This window comes from Ferroplasma sp. (assembly GCF_031200575.1).
Taxonomy (GTDB): domain Archaea; phylum Thermoplasmatota; class Thermoplasmata; order Thermoplasmatales; family Thermoplasmataceae; genus Ferroplasma.
This window is the reverse complement of record NZ_CP133597.1, coordinates 1,121,352-1,139,146: the sequence shown is the minus strand read 5'-3', so window position 1 is coordinate 1,139,146 and position 17,795 is coordinate 1,121,352. Positions and strand designations below refer to the sequence as shown.

Annotated in this window: 15 protein-coding genes; 9 read left to right on the top strand and 6 right to left on the bottom strand. The window is 37.6% G+C overall.

The annotated features are described in order from the left end of the window. Positions 1–185: 185 nt before the first annotated feature. The 3 genes from RE471_RS06210 to RE471_RS06200 all read left to right on the top strand — a co-directional run bounded on the left by RE471_RS06210 (position 186) and on the right by RE471_RS06200 (position 5,669). Positions 186–2,222 carry a dehydrogenase E1 component subunit alpha/beta gene (locus RE471_RS06210; protein ID WP_309213947.1) on the top strand — a complete coding sequence of 679 codons (2,037 nt, stop codon included), beginning with the start codon at positions 186–188 and terminating at the stop codon, positions 2,220–2,222. Then, positions 2,219–2,461, top strand: coding sequence for a biotin/lipoyl-containing protein (locus tag RE471_RS06205; protein ID WP_309213946.1), 243 nt, complete (start codon positions 2,219–2,221; stop codon positions 2,459–2,461). Before RE471_RS06210 ends, RE471_RS06205 begins: the two co-directional genes overlap by 4 nt. 82 nt (positions 2,462–2,543) lie before the next feature. Then, positions 2,544–5,669, top strand: a complete 3,126-nt coding sequence (locus tag RE471_RS06200) for a DUF3427 domain-containing protein (RefSeq protein WP_309213945.1) — start codon at positions 2,544–2,546, stop codon at positions 5,667–5,669. Positions 5,670–5,801: 132 nt separating this feature from the next. Here the strand turns inward: RE471_RS06200 and RE471_RS06195 are convergent, their stop codons facing one another. Continuing rightward, positions 5,802–7,187: an APC family permease gene (locus RE471_RS06195; protein WP_309213944.1), complete on the bottom strand. Its 1,386-nt coding sequence runs from the start codon at positions 7,185–7,187 to the stop codon at positions 5,802–5,804. Then, positions 7,177–8,475, bottom strand: coding sequence for a histidinol dehydrogenase (gene hisD, locus RE471_RS06190; protein WP_309213943.1), 1,299 nt, complete (start codon positions 8,473–8,475; stop codon positions 7,177–7,179). The genes RE471_RS06195 and hisD overlap by 11 nt, the downstream gene beginning before the upstream one ends. Before the next feature lie 152 nt (positions 8,476–8,627). Here hisD and RE471_RS06185 point away from each other — a divergent pair, with 152 nt between their 5' ends. The 3 genes from RE471_RS06185 (at position 8,628) to RE471_RS06175 (ending at position 10,802) form a co-directional block, all read left to right on the top strand. After that, positions 8,628–9,131: an Lrp/AsnC family transcriptional regulator gene (locus RE471_RS06185; RefSeq protein ID WP_309213942.1), complete on the top strand. Its 504-nt coding sequence runs from the start codon at positions 8,628–8,630 to the stop codon at positions 9,129–9,131. Positions 9,132–9,245: 114 nt separating this feature from the next. Then, positions 9,246–9,878, top strand: a complete 633-nt coding sequence (locus tag RE471_RS06180) for a pyridoxamine 5'-phosphate oxidase family protein (RefSeq protein WP_309213941.1) — start codon at positions 9,246–9,248, stop codon at positions 9,876–9,878. 66 nt (positions 9,879–9,944) lie between these two features. Further along, a complete protein-coding gene (locus RE471_RS06175) occupies positions 9,945–10,802 on the top strand; it encodes a DNA adenine methylase (protein WP_309213940.1) in 858 nt (285 codons plus the stop codon). Here the strand turns inward: RE471_RS06175 and RE471_RS06170 are convergent. Both RE471_RS06170 and RE471_RS06165 read right to left on the bottom strand, forming a co-directional pair. After that, positions 10,799–11,710 carry a DNA methyltransferase gene (locus RE471_RS06170; RefSeq protein WP_309213939.1) on the bottom strand — a complete coding sequence of 304 codons (912 nt, stop codon included), beginning with the start codon at positions 11,708–11,710 and terminating at the stop codon, positions 10,799–10,801. The genes RE471_RS06175 and RE471_RS06170 overlap by 4 nt on opposite strands. After that, a complete protein-coding gene (locus RE471_RS06165; protein WP_309213938.1) occupies positions 11,710–11,853 on the bottom strand; it encodes a hypothetical protein in 144 nt (47 codons plus the stop codon). Before RE471_RS06165 ends, RE471_RS06170 begins: the two co-directional genes overlap by 1 nt. An 82-nt stretch (positions 11,854–11,935) precedes the next feature. Here RE471_RS06165 and RE471_RS06160 point away from each other — a divergent pair, with 82 nt between their 5' ends. Together RE471_RS06160 and RE471_RS06155 are read left to right on the top strand one after the other, a co-directional pair. Next, positions 11,936–12,544 carry a hypothetical protein gene (locus RE471_RS06160; protein ID WP_309213937.1) on the top strand — a complete coding sequence of 203 codons (609 nt, stop codon included), beginning with the start codon at positions 11,936–11,938 and terminating at the stop codon, positions 12,542–12,544. Between the two features lie 145 nt (positions 12,545–12,689). Beyond that, positions 12,690–13,781, top strand: coding sequence for an ATP-binding protein (locus RE471_RS06155; RefSeq protein ID WP_309213936.1), 1,092 nt, complete (start codon positions 12,690–12,692; stop codon positions 13,779–13,781). A gap of 1 nt (position 13,782) precedes the next feature. Here the strand turns inward: RE471_RS06155 and RE471_RS06150 are convergent, their stop codons facing one another. Both RE471_RS06150 and RE471_RS06145 read right to left on the bottom strand, forming a co-directional pair. Next, positions 13,783–14,322 (bottom strand): hypothetical protein, encoded by a 540-nt coding sequence (locus tag RE471_RS06150; RefSeq protein WP_309215744.1) that lies wholly within the window; start codon positions 14,320–14,322, stop codon positions 13,783–13,785. A 251-nt stretch (positions 14,323–14,573) separates the two neighbouring features. Then, positions 14,574–15,734, bottom strand: coding sequence for a thiolase family protein (locus RE471_RS06145; RefSeq protein ID WP_309213935.1), 1,161 nt, complete (start codon positions 15,732–15,734; stop codon positions 14,574–14,576). A gap of 183 nt (positions 15,735–15,917) precedes the next feature. On the opposite strand from RE471_RS06145, the gene RE471_RS06140 reads away from it, so the two are divergent. After that, positions 15,918–17,795: an enoyl-CoA hydratase-related protein gene (locus RE471_RS06140; RefSeq protein ID WP_309213934.1), complete on the top strand. Its 1,878-nt coding sequence runs from the start codon at positions 15,918–15,920 to the stop codon at positions 17,793–17,795.

Genomic DNA, 17,795 nt, shown 5'->3' with positions numbered 1-17,795 from the left:
GTTGAAAGAAGGTTGTGTCTGATACTATGTGTAAATAATTCCGGTATATATTGTAGTCATATAATTATAAAAGTCTTCAATGGAAAAATGTAAATTATACAGGTGTATATTACGTAAAACAACTTTCATATTGTATATATTCGTTTAAATAAAAAACCTTATATTCAAACTGAAGTTATAATTTTATGAATTCTTCAGAAAGTATTGAAAATAGGGATGACCTGCTCAAAATTTATTCCACAATGGTCAAGAGCAGGAAATATGAAGAAAAACTTCGTGAGGTATATCTTGCGGATAAGAAGCCACTTTTCAGCATTGCAGCTGGTAAAATTCCCGGGGAGATGCATCTTTCAGCAGGGCAGGAGCCATCTGCGGCCTGGATGTCGGCCCTACTCAGGGAGGATGATTTTGTTTACAGTACCCACAGGCCGCATCATACTGCAATAGCAAAGGGTGTTGACCTGAACAGAATGACCGCCGAGATTATGGGAAAAAAGGGAGGATTGAGCAAGGGGAAGGGAGGACACATGCATATTTTTGATAACAAGGTGCATTTTGCCTGTGCAGGAATTGTGGGTTCTTCATTTCCTCCTGCACTGGGTGCAGCCCTGGCCTTCAAACTGGAGGGTAAGGATAGTGTGGCTGTTGCCTTCGGTGGCGATGGATCACTTAACCAGGGTATGTTCATGGAATCACTTAACCTCGCATCTCTGTGGAAACTTCCCGTTATATTCATAATAGAGAATAATGACTGGGCGATATCAGTAGAAACTAAAGATTCTACACCGCTGGAAAACGATGCTATCCGTGCAAATGGTTTCGGGCTTCCCGGAGTTCACATTGAGAACAATGATCCTGTTAAAATGTATGAAGCTGCCGCAGAGGCTGTAGAACGTGCCAGAACAGGCAACGGCCCAACCTTGATAAGCATTGATACCTACAGATATTACGGACATTTTGAGGGTGACCCTGAAGTTTACAGGCCGAAGGATCAGGTTAAGGAACTTCTGGAGAAAGACCCCATAAAACTCATGGAGGCAGACCTTATAAAAAAAGGAATTTTATCAAAAGATGAGGATGAGAGAATTCAGAGTTCAGCAATGGAGGAAATATCACAGGCATTTGCATATGCAGATAATAGTGCCAAACCCGATGATAAGGATGCCTCAGAGGATGTGTATGCTCCTGTAAATTATTCTATTGAACCTGTAAGTAAGGGAAGAAAATTGCCAATGTACGTTGCCATATCCGAGGCTATATCCCAGGAAATGGAAAAGGACCAGGATGTTTTATACATGGGTGAGGATGTTGGAAAATATGGTGGAATATTCGGAGCCACAACCGGGCTTCTATCCAGATTCGGGCCTGAGAGAATCAGGGATACGCCTATAAGTGAATCTGCCTTTATCGGTTCAGCGGCAGGACTTGCAGCAGCAGGTAAGCGTCCCATAGTTGAACTCATGTTTTCGGATTTTGTTGGGGTTACACTGGACTCAATAATGAACCAAATAGCCAAGAACCACTATATGTCCGGAGGCACTGTGAATATGCCTGTTGTAATAACAATGGCAGTGGGTGGAGGATACGGAGATGCGGCACAGCACTCACAGACCCTCTACGCACTCTTCGGGCATCTTCCCGGATTAAAGGTTGTGGCCCCATCCAACAGCTATGATGCGAAGGGCCTCATGATCTCGGCAATTAAGGATAATAATCCGGTCATCTATATGTTTCACAAGGGCCTGCTGGGGCTTCCATGGATGCCCTATCCCCAGTCTACAGTGGTAGAGGTGCCTGAGGAGGAATACACCATTCCGATCGGCAAGGCTAAGGTTGTGCTGGAAGGAAAGGATATAACCATAGTATCAGTGGGTTCCACTGTCCATATGTCTGTGGAGGCAGCAGAGGCCCTGAAGGCAGAGGGAATCAGCGCTGAGGTAATAGATTTGAGAACTGTAAAGCCAATGGATACAGAAACTATTATGCAATCTGTCCTAAAAACAGGTGCCCTGCTCGCAGTTGATGAGGATTACGGATCATTCGGCACGGCCTCTGAGGTTATTTCAAAGGTAACCCAGGGAATTTTCAGCAAGTTGAAAACAGCACCTGTAAGCCTTACCTCACCGGATACGCCGGTTCCATACAGCCAGGTCATGGAAAGATACTCGCTTCCGGACAAGGAAAAGATTGTAAACACAGTAAGGGAGATGCTTAAAGGATGATGGTAAAGGTGCCAGAACTCTGGAAGGAGGAAGATCTTGGAAAAGCAATAGTAACGCAATGGTATGTAGCTCCAGGAGATAAAATCAAGGAGGATACACCGATATGCCAGATAATGGCTGCAAAGGTTACTATAGAGGTTAATTCCCGGGTAAAGGGAACAGTTGTTAAATTGCTTCAGGAGGTAAACAACGAAATATCTCCAGGAGATGATCTGCTGGAGGTTAGTGAGGACAAATAAATTTAATATTATATCTTTTTAAATATAAATGGAATATATTAGTGGACAAAATTATTAACCTTTAGCATTATATAACCCCATAATGCTGGAAAAAGGAATCTATGAAGAGCTGGTAAATTTATGGCTGAAGGCAGAAATTGAAAACAACAAAAAGGAAGAAATTTCAACTGATGAGATTGATTCTGAGGGTTCTTCCCACCTCCTTTCTATTTATGTGGCAGAGAAACTTCAAAATGCACTGGAAAACATGAAGGATAATAATATAAATCTATCGTCAAGGATAAAATTTGTCAATGAATTAATTGGGAAAATTAATCCATATTATGAATCGAATAAGGGTAATGAAATTATAGACCCTCCGGAAATGCTTTTATCGGTAGGGGATAACTCTAATCCTGGTAAAAATCTCAAAAATCCAGTTATCCGGCCCGCCACATCCATAGCCTATAGCTCATTATTTACCGGATCAATATCAGAACCCAGGCTATATTCCGAACTTAAGCTGGAGATATTAACATCAGATTCCATCGACATGCTCGTTTCATTTATAAAGTGGAGCGGGCTCAGGTTAATATTGAATGAGCTGAGATTATTTACAGATAATGGAGGAAAACTCAGGGTTATTACAACAACGTACATGGGGGCAACCGATATAAAATCAATCCAGGAATTAGGCAAATTGAAGAACACAGAAGTAAAAATCTCCTATGATACAAAAAATACGAGACTCCATGCAAAAACATATATCTTTCAAAGGAAAACAGGTTTTTCAACTGCCTATGTGGGTTCATCCAATCTCTCTAACGCCGCAATATCCGGAGGCCTGGAATGGAATGTCAAGGTTGCCGGAAAGGATATGCGAGATATGCTTGAAAAAATTCAGGAAACCTTCGAAACCTACTGGCATTCTGACAGCTTTACCGAATATACTGGACAACAATTAGACGATCTCAAAAAGGCTTTAGAAAGAGAAATAAACAAAAAGCAGGATCCAGAGTATATCTTTGATATCAAACCCTACGATTACCAGTCTAAAATACTGGATGAACTGGATGCGGACAGAAAACTGAGGGGAAATTATAGAAATCTGGTTGTATCTGCAACCGGTACCGGAAAAACGGTAATATCTGCATTTGATTATGCCAGATTCGCAAAATCGAATCCGGGTAAGAATAGATTATTATTTATTGCACACAGGGAAGAAATACTGAAGCAGAGCCTCCAGTGCTTCAGAAGTGTACTCAGGGACTACAATTTCGGTGAGCTTTATACAGGGAATTATAGGCCTTCATCTATGGATCATCTTTTTATGTCCATACAGACTTTTAACTCGATAAGGCCTGACCTGACACTGGACAAAAATTATTATAATTACATAGTCATAGATGAATTTCATCATGCACCTGCCAAATCATATAAACCACTTTTAGATCATTTTAAGCCAGAAATACTGCTCGGTTTAACTGCAACACCCGAAAGGATGGATGGCAGGGATGTACTGAAGTATTTCAATAATCACATTACCTCAGAGATCAGGTTGCCGGAGGCTATTGACAGAGGTATTTTGAGCCCGTTCCAGTATTTCGGGATAACTGACTCAGTTGACCTGGATACTATTACATGGAAAAATGGTTCATATGATCCGGTCGAACTTGAGAAATTATATGCAGGCAGTGGAAGGGTCTCAGAGGAGCGTGCAGTCCTGATCATGGATGCAATGCAGAGATATATATCCAGTTTGGATGATTTAAAAGGACTCGGTTTTTGTGTTTCTGTTGCACATGCCGAATACATGGCGGATTATTTTAATCGAAATGGAATAAATGCCATGGCCTTAACCGGTAAATCAGATAATGAGAAAAGAAATACAGCCCATAGAAAACTACGTTCAGGAGAAGTGAAAATAATCTTTGCTGTGGATATTTATAATGAAGGTGTTGATATTCCTGAAATAAATACCATACTGTTCCTCAGGCCAACAGAAAGCCTCACGGTATTTATCCAGCAGCTCGGGCGGGGGCTCAGACTGTCTGAGGGGAAGGAATGCCTGACAGTCCTGGATTTTGTTGGAAGATCAAATGCAAGGTATAATTTTACAGGAAAGTTTCTCGCACTCCTACGTAATCCGAAACGTTCAATAAAGGAAGAAATCACATCTGGATTTTTAGACCTTCCAAGGGGATGTTACATTGAGCTGGAAAGAAAGGCTCAGGATTACATTCTAGAAAATATTAAAAAATCATATTCATCCAGAAATGGACTGGTTAGCAGGATAGAAGAATTAAGTCATAACACAGATACAGAGCCCACCCTTCAAAATTTCCTTGAGTTCTACCATCTTAATCCAGGTGATGTCTATATCAGGGATAACTTTTCCAGACTGTGCGTATTGGCCGGAATAAGGGAAGATTTCCATGAATATATAGAAGAGATTCTAACGCATGCATTCAAAAGAATCTGCCAGATCAATTCATACTCATTTATTAAAACAGTACTGGATAAAATTCTTCTGATACAAAATGTCCCCAGAACCGGACTTACTGAGGAAGATCTCAGAATTGCGGATATGTTTTATTTTACCATTTGGAATAAACCCATAAGTGAGTCGGGATTTAGCGACTCTATTGATGCCCTGAATTCCCTGAGAAAATATCCAGTTCTATATGGAGAATTAACTGAACTCCTTGACTATCTATTATCAAAAATTGATTTTGTCGAGGTTACACCATCAATGGAATCCATACTTCCTCTGAGACTTTACAGTTCATATTCAAAAAATCAGGTGCTTGCAGCAATGGGGGTTGAGAACCCAGCATCTGTCCGGGAAGGTGTAAAATACATTTCGGAAAAACATATTGACATTCTCTTTGTAACTCTCAACAAATCCGAGAAATATTACACCTCTACAACAATGTATAATGATTACGCAATTGATCAGAACACATTCCACTGGGAAACACAGAGCACAGTTTCCCCGTCATCTCCAACTGCAAGACGATACTTCGAATCTCCTGATAATGGCAATACTGTTATATTGTTCGTGAGAGAATATAAAGAAAATCTTCTGGGCGCATCACCCTACATATTTCTGGGAAGTTTACGGCATAAAAGCCATAATGGCAGTAATCCTGTAAGCATAATATGGGAAATGGAAGAGCCAATACCAAGAAAGTATCTTGAAACTGTGAACAATATGCTTCCTGCTTGATTATATATAATATTATAATCTTAAATTGTATATGCTGTCCTATCAGGATAAAACTGAAATTTTATTATGAATCATCAACAGCATGACATATCGACCTTTTATATAATTCTAAAATAAAAATATAATTATTTGTTAATCTACTATTTTTGATTCCCTGTTTTTCGTAATAAGTGCGATAATTATTCCTGAAATTATTACAGGTATAATTAAGTATATGCCAATATCAAAGGGATATCCCGGAAAGGGGATGATGCTACCATATATGGCAAATATGTAAATCACACTGGCCACAAGTGGTATGAATATCATTAATAAAAGATCTGTGATTTTAGTTTTTAATTTTAATTTTCCCCACACGGGAAGTGAAATGTTTGAAATTATGTGCACTATATATAAAGAGATCCCGTTCATAGTAGTTAATATTGTGGCTGCTGTAAATGGACCAAATAAAATTCCTGCTATTATTGCAACTGCTAATGAAACTGGCATTTCAAAGGCAATAATTTTTTTTGGGGAACCATATTTTGTATGGGTTTCTGACCAGGAGTATGGAAATATCATCCTGTCCCTGGCCATGGCATAACCTACTCTGCTGAAGGCATTTCCCTGGGCTATTGATTCAGAAATAAAGCTGTTTAATGTAATCAAAATAAATAGTACCATCCCGATCAATCCCAGATATTTTTCGACTACTATAAATCCCGGATTGCTGGTCGTTGCAAAAGATGACATATTATTGATTCCCCATCCCACAACAAGAGCATAGGAACTAAAGGCGTAAACAACAAAGGATAAAACCACAGCTATTAATATTGCTTTCGGAATATTTTTCTTAGGCTCATGGGTTTCCTCCGATATTGTTATCATTGAACCGAGACCTACATATCCCAGAATTGCAAAGACTGTTGCCAGACCAATAGCACTGAATGAATGTCCGGTGGTTGTGAATGGAAGAATGGAGTTTCCCGGTCCAATTTTGATTATGATTATTAAGGACATTAGTATTAGGAACGTTATTTCAATGATTGAACCTATTGTAGTATAGTATAGGGATGGTTTTAATCCTCTGTACAGAAATACAAACATTACTGTGAATGGGATAAATATCAGGGGTAGCCACCCATATGTATACCCGGAAAGTACTGGAATCAGGGGCCATAATATTCCTGCGAAGAATAGCATCACGAAACCACTGACTGCCCCGAGAAGGTTAAAAAGGTATAACCATCCGGAGAAAACCCCCATGCGTTTACCCAGACCCGCCTCCACAAATGCATAATATCCTCCAGCATGGCTGATACGCTGTGAAAATCTATAATTCATATACATTGCACATGCAACACCCAGTACAGCAATCATATAAGTTAATGGAACAGAGGGGCCAACCACTGCTGCTTCCACAACAAAGAACGATGCTGCAGTGGCTGCGGGCCCGACAAATGCCATGCCCTGAAATACTGCAGACCATAAACCGCCACTCCTGGGCTTGAGCTCATTGTTAAATGTTTTATCTTCCATCAATATCCCCCCTTGAATAGTTCTCCTTAAACCTTAATTCCGCAGCCCGGGCCTTGGCACCGAACCCTTCATAGTCGCTCTGGATCTTTACCCTATGAGCCAACATGTCCCTTATATTGTTGTCTGTAACCTTTGAATATGTTAAAATTTTCAAGAAGTTTCCAACGCTAAGCCCCCCTGAATATTTTGCTGCTCCCAATGTGGGAAGTGTGTGGTTAGGTCCCAAAAGCTTATCACTGAACACTGCGGGTACACCATGATCTAAAAATACCGACCCATAATTAGTCAGATTCGCAAACGCAAATTCTGTGTTTGTTGCATTTAAATGTAATTCCAGGTGTTCAGCGGCATAATTGTTTGTATATTCCACAGCCTCTTTCAATGTGTTGCATAGGGCAATTACCCCGTGATTCAGCCATGATTTTTTCAAAATTTCTTTTGTTGATAGTTTATTTATGTATGAATCCATTTTTTTGTAAATACTGTGGGCCAGCTCTGTTGAAGTGGTGACCAGGCAGCAACGGGCTGAAGGGTCATGTTCAGCCTGAGACAATAGATCTGCCATAACTTCTTCCTCCTTAGCGGTTTCATCTGCCAGTACCAGTATTTCACTGGGGCCAGCCAAAAGATCTATCCCTACTTTCCCGAAAACTTCTTTCTTTGCCTCGTTGACATATGCATTCCCCGGACCCGCAATCTTGTTAACCGGTTTAATTGATTCAGTTCCATAAGCCATGGCAGCTATTGCCTGGGCACCACCAATAGTATAAACCTCAGTTGCCCCTGATTTTATTATACCATAAAGAGTCGCGGGATTTGGCCTGTTTTCACCTGGCGGTGTACAGGCAATTATCCGCTTGCAACCGGCAACCCTAGCTGGAATTATTGTCATGGGAGGGGTTGAAAGGAGAGGATATCTACCACCAGGGATATAAACTCCAACGTTTTCTATGGGTACTATCTTTTGACCGAGAATAGTTTTACCATTATCTGTTACAAATTCCATATTTTTATACATTGAAAACTGAAATTTAGCAAAATCCTCGATTCTCTTAATGTTTGTATCTATAATTTCCTTAATATTGCCCGGAACTTTTGATAGTATTTGTTCTATTGTAATATCATCCATTCTGAATTCGGAAATATCAACATTATCAAATTTCTTTTCAAACTGTTTTACGGCAATATCACCGCCTGATTTTACATTCTCAATTATATTATTAACTGTTTTAACTATATCTCCAGCCTGATACTCCTCCTCGATTTCAGATTTTAGTTCCTCTATCATTGGTTCACCTAAATAAATATATTAATAATATTATATAAACCTATAATTCTATTGCCCAGAGTACAGTAATTTAAGAAATTTATTTCTAATAGTTAACATATTTAAGAAATATATTTCAGATATCTTTATATTCAGCTATATATTATTAAAATATGAATAAAAACGAGCCCTTAGATGTATACGACCTGAGAATTTTAAGTCGTATAATCCAGAATCCGGAAATGAGCCTGAAAAATATAGGCAAATATGCATTAATGGCCTCTGCGCCTTCCATTAGTAAAAGAAAGAAAAGGTTATACGAATCAGGTATTATAAAGAATTTAGTACCTATTTTAGATTACGAATTATTGGGATTTAAATATCCCGTCATTATATTAGTCAAGGCAAAATTTGGCACAAATTATATAACTGAACTCGGAGAAAAATTATCAACACTACCGGGAGCAATATGGGTATATAATATCAGCGGAGACATTGATTTTATTGTATATGCTGTTTACAGGGATAGAACAGAATATCTAAAGGTGCTTGATATAATGACAGGGTACGATAAAATCGAGAGAACAGATACAAGGCAACTTCATAGAATTATAAAGGATACAAATTTTCAAACATTGGTTGATGCCATGGTTAAACATCAAATTGAGTACATGTAATTTATACACAGAATAAAGTTATTTTAAATATTCCCATATTCCGGTTTATTTTTGTTTACTGGTCTGATAAATATCTATACATATCTTAATATAATCATTAAGCTTCTTTTCAATATGGGTCCATTCATTAATATACACAGACATCCAGAAAGATCGGTTAAAGACATGGAAACAGCTTATTCGATAGTTGACCAATCCCTGTTAGCTTATGTAGCATTTACCCATGAGGGTACAGTGTTCAATATACCTATGGCATTTGTGAGAATTGAAAACTATTTATACTTTCACTCATCAAAGCAGGGAAGATTTTATAATGTTCTGAAATCAGGATGCAATGTGTGTGCAGAGATAACTATTATAGATGGAATAGTTCTTGCAAAGAGCGCTTTTAACACGTCCATGCGCTATAGATCTGTTGCTGTATTCAACTCGATGGAGGAAGTCAGCGTTCACAGTGAAAAATTGAGAATTTCAGAAGCGCTTGCTGAGAAAATGGTTCCGGGGAGATGGAAAGATTGCCGGCATCCTTCACCGGAGGAGATCAGTGCCACGGGATTTCTCAAACTCTCAATGGATGTAATATCAGTAAAAGTAAACACCAGTGGACCGAATGAGAAGGTTGGAGATAAAGATTTACCGTACTGGTCCGGTATAATAAAACTTCATACTGTAATGGATGCAGAGCCTGTGAGTTCCGGTACAGAGCTTCCAGATTATATTGTGAATCATATTAAAAGCAATCAATAATCTGAAAATGTAACTTCAGTAGTGTTATAACCAAAAATTTAATAGTTGACTAACAATATTATATTAATGCTTAAAGAGGGCTCGCTGCAACGTGAAAATATAAAACCACTGTTAAAATGGGCAGGTGGAAAAAGGCAGTTAAATGAGGCATTATATAAGAGAATTCCAGAGCATTTCGGAAAATATTTTGAACCATTTTTGGGCGGTGCGTCCTTCCTTGTTAATCTGTATAACCATGGACGTATAAATAATGCTATAGTTTCTGATTTAAATACAGAATTAATAAATTTTTACAGGGTAATAAAGGATTGTCCGGACGTATTTATTAATGCTATGAATAAGATTCAACTGAATAATGATGCTGGTACCTATTACTCAAATAGGGCACAATTCAATGAAATTTTAGGGAATATAGAATTTTCCCTGCAGAGGTCAATTTTATTTTTATATTTAAACAAGCACTGCTATAATGGACTCTGGAGAGTAAATTCTTCAGGGAAATTTAATGTGCCATATGGAAGATATAAAACTGTAAATATGCTTGACAAAGAAAACTTATATGGCTTCAGTTCAATGCTTCAAAATATAGAAATTGAAAATTTAGATTTTGAAAGCTGTGTTAAAGGTGCACATAAAAATGATTTTGTTTATTTCGACCCGCCTTATCAACCCTTAAACAAAACATCGTCGTTTACTGGCTATACTTACCAGGGTTTTAATTTTAACGAACAGTTACGCTTATTTAAGGTATTCCAGAGTCTTACGGCTTCCAGCGTAAAGGTTATGTTAAGTAATTCATATTCAGAGGAAATAAAAGAACTTTATAATGATTTCAATATAGAAGTAGTTGATGCGAAAAGATATATAAATTCTGTGGGAACTGGCAGAACTGGTGCAAAAGAATTAATAATTACCAATTATTAGGCTTTCATGCTGTATTTGTAAATGCCGGTTGCTTTGCCCTCTGGCTTTCTGAATATGAATAAATGTTCATAGGCAAGAAGCAGGAAATTCTTTTCTACAGATGCTTTTTTCCAGTACTGCCTGGTTTTTGTATTATGCTGGAACTTTATAACATCTTCTTTCAGAATGAAACCCTGTTCTAAAAAAATGTCCATAAGTCTGAAAGACAGGGGAATCTGGTGTTTATATTTCCTGGAATCCCCGAAAAGTATGGCACAGTATTTCCCGCCCTTTACAACCCGGAATATTTCAGCAGCTACAGTCCTCATCTGTTTGTAATATTCATTTATATCAGTAATTCTGGATAGGTCTCCCTCTATCTTATCATTTTTTGAATATGCTATAATATTTGCATATGGGGGATGTGTAACTACAAGGTCTATAGAGTCATCAGGAATTTTGTTAAGGTTTCTGGCATCGCCGGTATAAACTTCCTGTTCTGGAAAGGAATCCTCCCCAGAGTTAAAATTGAGCCGGTCCATTGTTATCATAGTCGAACCTTTATTTATATCAATTCCGATTCCATGTCTTTTGAGGAGTTTTGATTCTATCAGAGTTGTGCCAGAACCTATAAAAGGATCAAGAATTGTATCATTTTCCATAGAATATCTAAGTATTATATTTCGTGGAACCTGCGGTGCATAATTTCCACGGTATTTTGCATTCAAATAATGTGTAGCCCATTTTCCCCGTTCTGGAAAACTCCAGATATTTTCAATCTCCAGTTCAAAATTGTCGGGCTGGAGTTGTGTGATAATGTATTTTCCACCTATTGTAATATGTTGGTCCTCTATTATAATTTCTTTATTTAATTCCAAAAAATTATAATAATCACTCTGTGTGATTTTATGCATGGCCTGCAATTCCATCAGTATCCTCTCCTGCTAAGCCAGTTCCTGATCAGGGAGTTTATCTTGGTAGAGACCTTGATATCCTCCTTTTTGCAAATTTCTTTGAATTGTTTCAGCGTATCTATATCCAGTGTTATAGTTATTTTCTGAGTCCTTCGCATGATTTGTAAATAATAGTACATATAAATACCTATTTATCCATATTATATAACAAGTTTCAAAATCCCTTTTGAATGACAGAATATGGATTACAACGCAGCCTTCTCGCTTGTGAAAAAACTTGAATTCGATAAAGAATATACGGTGTATTCTACAAAAGATATAGATATAATAATATACAGGCCTTCCAAGTTATCCCGAAAATTTAGTAGTTATGACCTATCAAAAAATTTTCAGATATGGCTTAAGACTCAAACAGAGAAATTCAGACCAAATCATCTCAGAGTTTTAATTGATCTCAATTTGCGGGCAAGGAGCAGGCCGGATCTGAAAGAAGATATGCTGATGGCATTTGACTCCATATATTATGGCTCAGATCCATCTAATGCACTAAAGGAACTACAGAATGAAAATTTTAAATTCTATCTTAATGATATTATAACAATTGGAGTATTACATCAATTTTTGCTGGTTGAACAGGAGTATGCATACTATAAAGAGAGTAAATTTGATCCTTCAAATTTATTTTTACAGGGTTGGGTAAGGGAATTTATAGACTCTCCAAAAGAACTTGATAATATGTGTATGAGTGTTGCCCATGGACAACCCCCTGCTGCCCCATATGTTTCACTAGAAAACCGGAAAGACAAGCATTATGTAAGCAATTTGCATGATTTGTGGTATTTACATTAAATCTATTTATGAAGTGAATATCAATCATATTATAAATCCTGAAGATGGCTGAACAATATAGTATGTATAATATAGGTAGCAACTGTTTTATTTCCACCATTACAATAAGTTATATATTATCGCTACCGATACGGTATCGGTACCGATGAAATTCATATTTGGTAGAGAACTTGATACAGATGAAATTTACGATCGTAAAGATGAAATAAATTCAATAATCAAATCCTGCAATATAAGGCAGCCCCTTGCTATTATAGGTTATAGAAGGATGGGAAAATCATCTATACTGAATGCTGCCAAAACGATTCTGGAAAAACAGGACATGATTGTAATAAAATTCAATGTGGAGGGAATATCCAGTATAAAAGAATATTCTGACAGGTTGTTAATGTCTATGATGGATTCACTTTCAAAAAAATATAAAATCAAATACTATAAAGAGGAAATTAAAAGAAGAATAAACCTATTTTTAGGAAGTATAGAGCAGATCGGTCTCAAAGTTGATAATTTTGAAATATTATTTAAAAGGTATAGTGATTATCTTGATCATAGACTAAAAACATCTGAAATCATTGAAACTGTATTAGATATGCCTGAAAAATTAGCTGAGGATCTCAGGCTTAGAATAATAGTAATGATCGATGAATTTCAGTACATAAGGGTCTTGAAAGAACCATTTCCAGATATACTGAGAGTAATGAGATCCAAATTTAATCAGCATAAACTCGTGAATTATATAATTTCAGGATCGGAAATCGGTATTCTTGATGAAATGCTAAATGATAAAAATGAACCTTTTTACGCATTTTTTAGGACGATAGAAATCGGTGCTTTCAGTTATGTACAGTCAATAGATTTTCTGACAACAGGATTAAAATCAGAGGGTATAAATTGCGACAGAGAAATACTGGAAAATGTGTATCAAATAACCTCAGGTATACCGGCATGGCTCAACCTCGCCGGAATAGACCTTACCGATAAATGCAGTATTGACTCATTTTTGAAAGACCCCACCTATAGAAATATTATAAATAGAGAACTAGCTGGCCTGACAAAGAATGAAACTGCAATGATGAAAGAACTATCACAAAATACACGCCTATCTGAAATTTCGATTTCAAATAAATACCGGGTTGTGCAATCGCTGATAAACAAAGGTTTGATTAAAAAATATGAAAATAACTATGTTGTTGTTGATAGCCTGGTAAAGTATTACATAGAAAATAATTTATTATAAATTATAAATCATTCTTCTCACGCCTTTTTGCACGCTTAGTATTTTCTTCCTCTATTGTATCCATTTTTACATTATTATGCCTCATATAATACGTTATTACAATTGCAAGAATAACCAGTCCTGGCAGGAATATGTATGCAACAGAGAGCGGCCATGCAAGATCTATCAGGGAATAATATATTGCAATGCCGATAATAGCTGAAGCAGTGGTGGGTGCCAGAATGTGTGTTATGGGATTGAGCTGCTTGAGATAATGCATGAATACCTGAAGTGTTTCGTTTACAATTATATGGTAGGTTAGTGTGAACACTGAACCTATAATTGAATTTATTACGAGTAAATACAATAGTCCATGATTTTCTCCATAGTAATATACCAGTGGAATCAACCCAAATGTTATTCCAACAAGTGCAACAATGAATACTGCAATAACAGCCACATGGGGGCTTTTATACTTTTTGTGGATTCTGGTAAATACCTTAGGAAGTATGCCATCCCTGGCCAAAGAATATAGTTCCCTTGCGGCACTGTTTCCGAAAATAACCTAGGATATCAGTGCGGAAACCAGGAATATGCTGAAGGCTGCCATTGTAACGTAAATACCATAATAACTGTCCGTTACATACAATGCGTGTAAGATAATCCCCGATAAAGAAAATGAAGTATCCTATGATTTAGGAGAAAAAAACAAACGTTGATCCGGGTTTCTGGATGATTGTCAAAAATTATATGAATGTAAGTGAATGAAAGTATTCAGGTACTTATAATTTTTCAATTCCTTCGGGAGGGAAATTATTCTATTCTCTCTATAATTGCACCGTTGGCCATTCCACCGCCCTCGCATATGGCTATCAATCCATATTTATACTTTCTATTTTCCATTATATTGAGTATTGTTGATATTATTCTCGTCCCGGTTGCACCCAGGGGGTGGCCGAGGGCTACTGCACCTCCATTTATATTTACCCTATCATGATCTACCTTCAATTCCTTTTCCCATGCAAGAACAACGGATGCAAAGGCTTCATTGACCTCGAAAACATCAATATCCTCCATTGTCAAGCCTGTTCTCTTCAGCACTTTCTGTGTGACAGGGATTGGGCCGGTGAGCATTGTTACAGGATCAACACCAACTGCTGCAACATTCTTTATCACTGCCCTTGGCTTCAAATTATATCTTTCCACAGCGCTTTCTGATGCAAAAATTCCCGCACTTGCACCATCAGATATCTGGCTGGCATTTCCTGCCGTAACCATTTTCAAATTAGTAAATGCCGGAGGGAGTTCATTCATCTTCTCAAGATCAGGCTTTTCCCTAACACCCTGATCGTAATCAAGAACGGTATTACCGTTATATTTTACAGGTATCATTTCTTTCCTGAATAGATCTTTTGCCCGGGATGCCCTGAGATGGCTCTCATAACTCATTAAATCCATATCCTTCCTTGATATGCTGAATTTTTTTGCTATGAGTTCTGCCCCGTATGCCTGGCTGAACCACTCATCCCCTAAATTATACCTCCTCCTCAGGTTTTCTGTAATTGGGTTCTCTTTCTCTATGGTACTGAGCATTGGAACCCTGGTCATAGATTCAACACCACTGGCTATGGCAAGATCGTAATCTCCAGAGATTATTCCATTTCTTACAAATTCCACTGCCTGCAGGCTTGAACCACACTGCCTGTCAATAGAAACGCCTGGCACCGATTCTGGCAATCCGGCAGATAACCACGCATTTCTTGCTATATTTCCGCCCTGATTTCCTGTCTGGCTAACACATCCTGTAATAAATTCATCTACATTTTCAGGATTTATTGAATTGGAATCAAGAACTTCACTGACCAGGTTTCCAAGCAGATCAACAGGATGGATATCCTTCAGTGCACCGTTTCTTTTGCCTATTGGGGTTCTTTTTGCATCTATAATATAGACATTTGAATTATTGCCATTCATACTGGATTATATACCTGATTAGCTTTTATATTTTTCTTACAGGCATAAAATCATTGTACTAACGGCACTGAAAATAATTCAATAATAAGGTGGTGTGATTTATAAGGTTATTTTTGCCCTAAATTATGTTTTATGTACCGGTGGAAAAATATATTAGACTGGAAATGTTGAATTAATAATATTATGGATAATAAGATTGGAATTATTTTGCATGAGGAGACAAGAAACAACGAATTTTTGCGAAAATTGATTAAATCTCAAAGTAAGGTGCTCGTTTATTATTACAAAGATACTGAAGATCCAGTACCTGGTGGAATGGAACATGACACCACATTAAACCAGATAAACTACACAGAAAATATAAAAGATATAATTTCAATGAGAATAATTTTCCTGTTCATAAATTCAGGAAGTAATTTGCCCAAGAATATATCCATTGAATTGAATCATTCATTTAACGGCATTCTCTGTATTATCCCTGAAAATTTTAATAACTTCTATGCAGACTTAAGGGATATCAATTTATCCAGGTGTAATATTATGCATTCCCCGGAACTCACACTAGAACCATTTGTTGAACTTTTGCCGGGAAAAGATATTGATCATAATGGGATAAACGAAATTACTGATTTCCTCAGAGATTCAGGGCATAATCCAGTTTTACTTAAAAAAGGATCACAATTAGGTGTACTGGATAGATTCCAGATTCTATTCATAAATTCTGCCCTACAGTGTTTTAAAAATGGAATTGATAAAGCAAACATTGATGGTGTGCTAAAATTCAGGTTCGGTTTCAATCATGGAATCTTCCAGACTATGGATAAATATGGGCTTGACAGGATATATGATATGTATAAATCCTCTGAGTCAAAAATCCCTGATGTATTTGAAGATATGTACAGGGAAAATAGGTCTGGTAAATCAGCGCCTGCCAGGTCCAGAATCTCTAGGAATGAAGCAACTCTCATTCCACAGGATGATATATATAAGGTAAATCCCTATGATTTAATTTCCCCTGTTATTAATGGTGCATCTGATCTGCTTGAGTACATAGAACCTGAAGACCTGGACGGATTCTTTACCCTAGAATATGGCTCTGCAAAGGGCATATTCTCCATTGCAGATAGCATCGGAATAGATAATATAGTTGAAAACCTCCATAAAAACCACGAAAGATACTCACTCCCATTATACATAATCAATAGAAAGATCATGGAGATGGTTGACAAGAATCTTCTGGGCACTTCAACTGGTGAGGGGTTTTATAGGTACAGTAATGAGAAGATTGATTTCGGGCCTGTAAAATATTATTCGGTGGACCGGTATGCGTATATTCTCATGAACCGGCCAGAAGCACTCAACGCATTCAATGAAGAGATGTGGGAAGGATTAAGGCTTGCACTGGAGAAAGGAAATAGTGATGATAATATAATATCTATAGTAATTACAGGATCTGGCAGGGCCTTTTCAGCAGGTGATGATATAGCAATGATGAGCAGGTGGAACAACCCGGTAGATGCCTCATTATGGCTGGACCGTTATGCAAATCCCCTGATCGATGCCATAACCGGATCAGTTAAGCCGGTGATTTCCATAGTAGACGGTATTGCTTTTGGAGGCGGGTGCGAGCTAAATATGTTATTTGATATTGTAATTGCCAGTGACAGATCGATATTTTCAGTCCCTGAAGGGTTAATCGGGGCACTTCCGCCGGTAGCATCCTCCTATGGCATTTCCATTACCGGCAGAAAATTATTCAGGTATCTCTTAACCTCTGAATGGGTCAGTGCAGATAAGGCATGTGATCTGGGCATAGTGGATCAGGTGGTTCCTGGTGAACAGCTACCATTTATGATATACGAATTTACAGAGAAGATCAGAAAGAATGCACCCATGTCTATACGAAATACAAAGAAATTGATAAACGAATATAAGGCTAATTTCAGAACTTTAGAGAGGCTTGCGGGCAGTTATCTGGTCATAAATGCCGGAAGTGATGATTTTAAAAACGGGCAGAAGGCTTTTCTGAACAAGGAAAAAGTAAAATGGAGAGGGAAATAA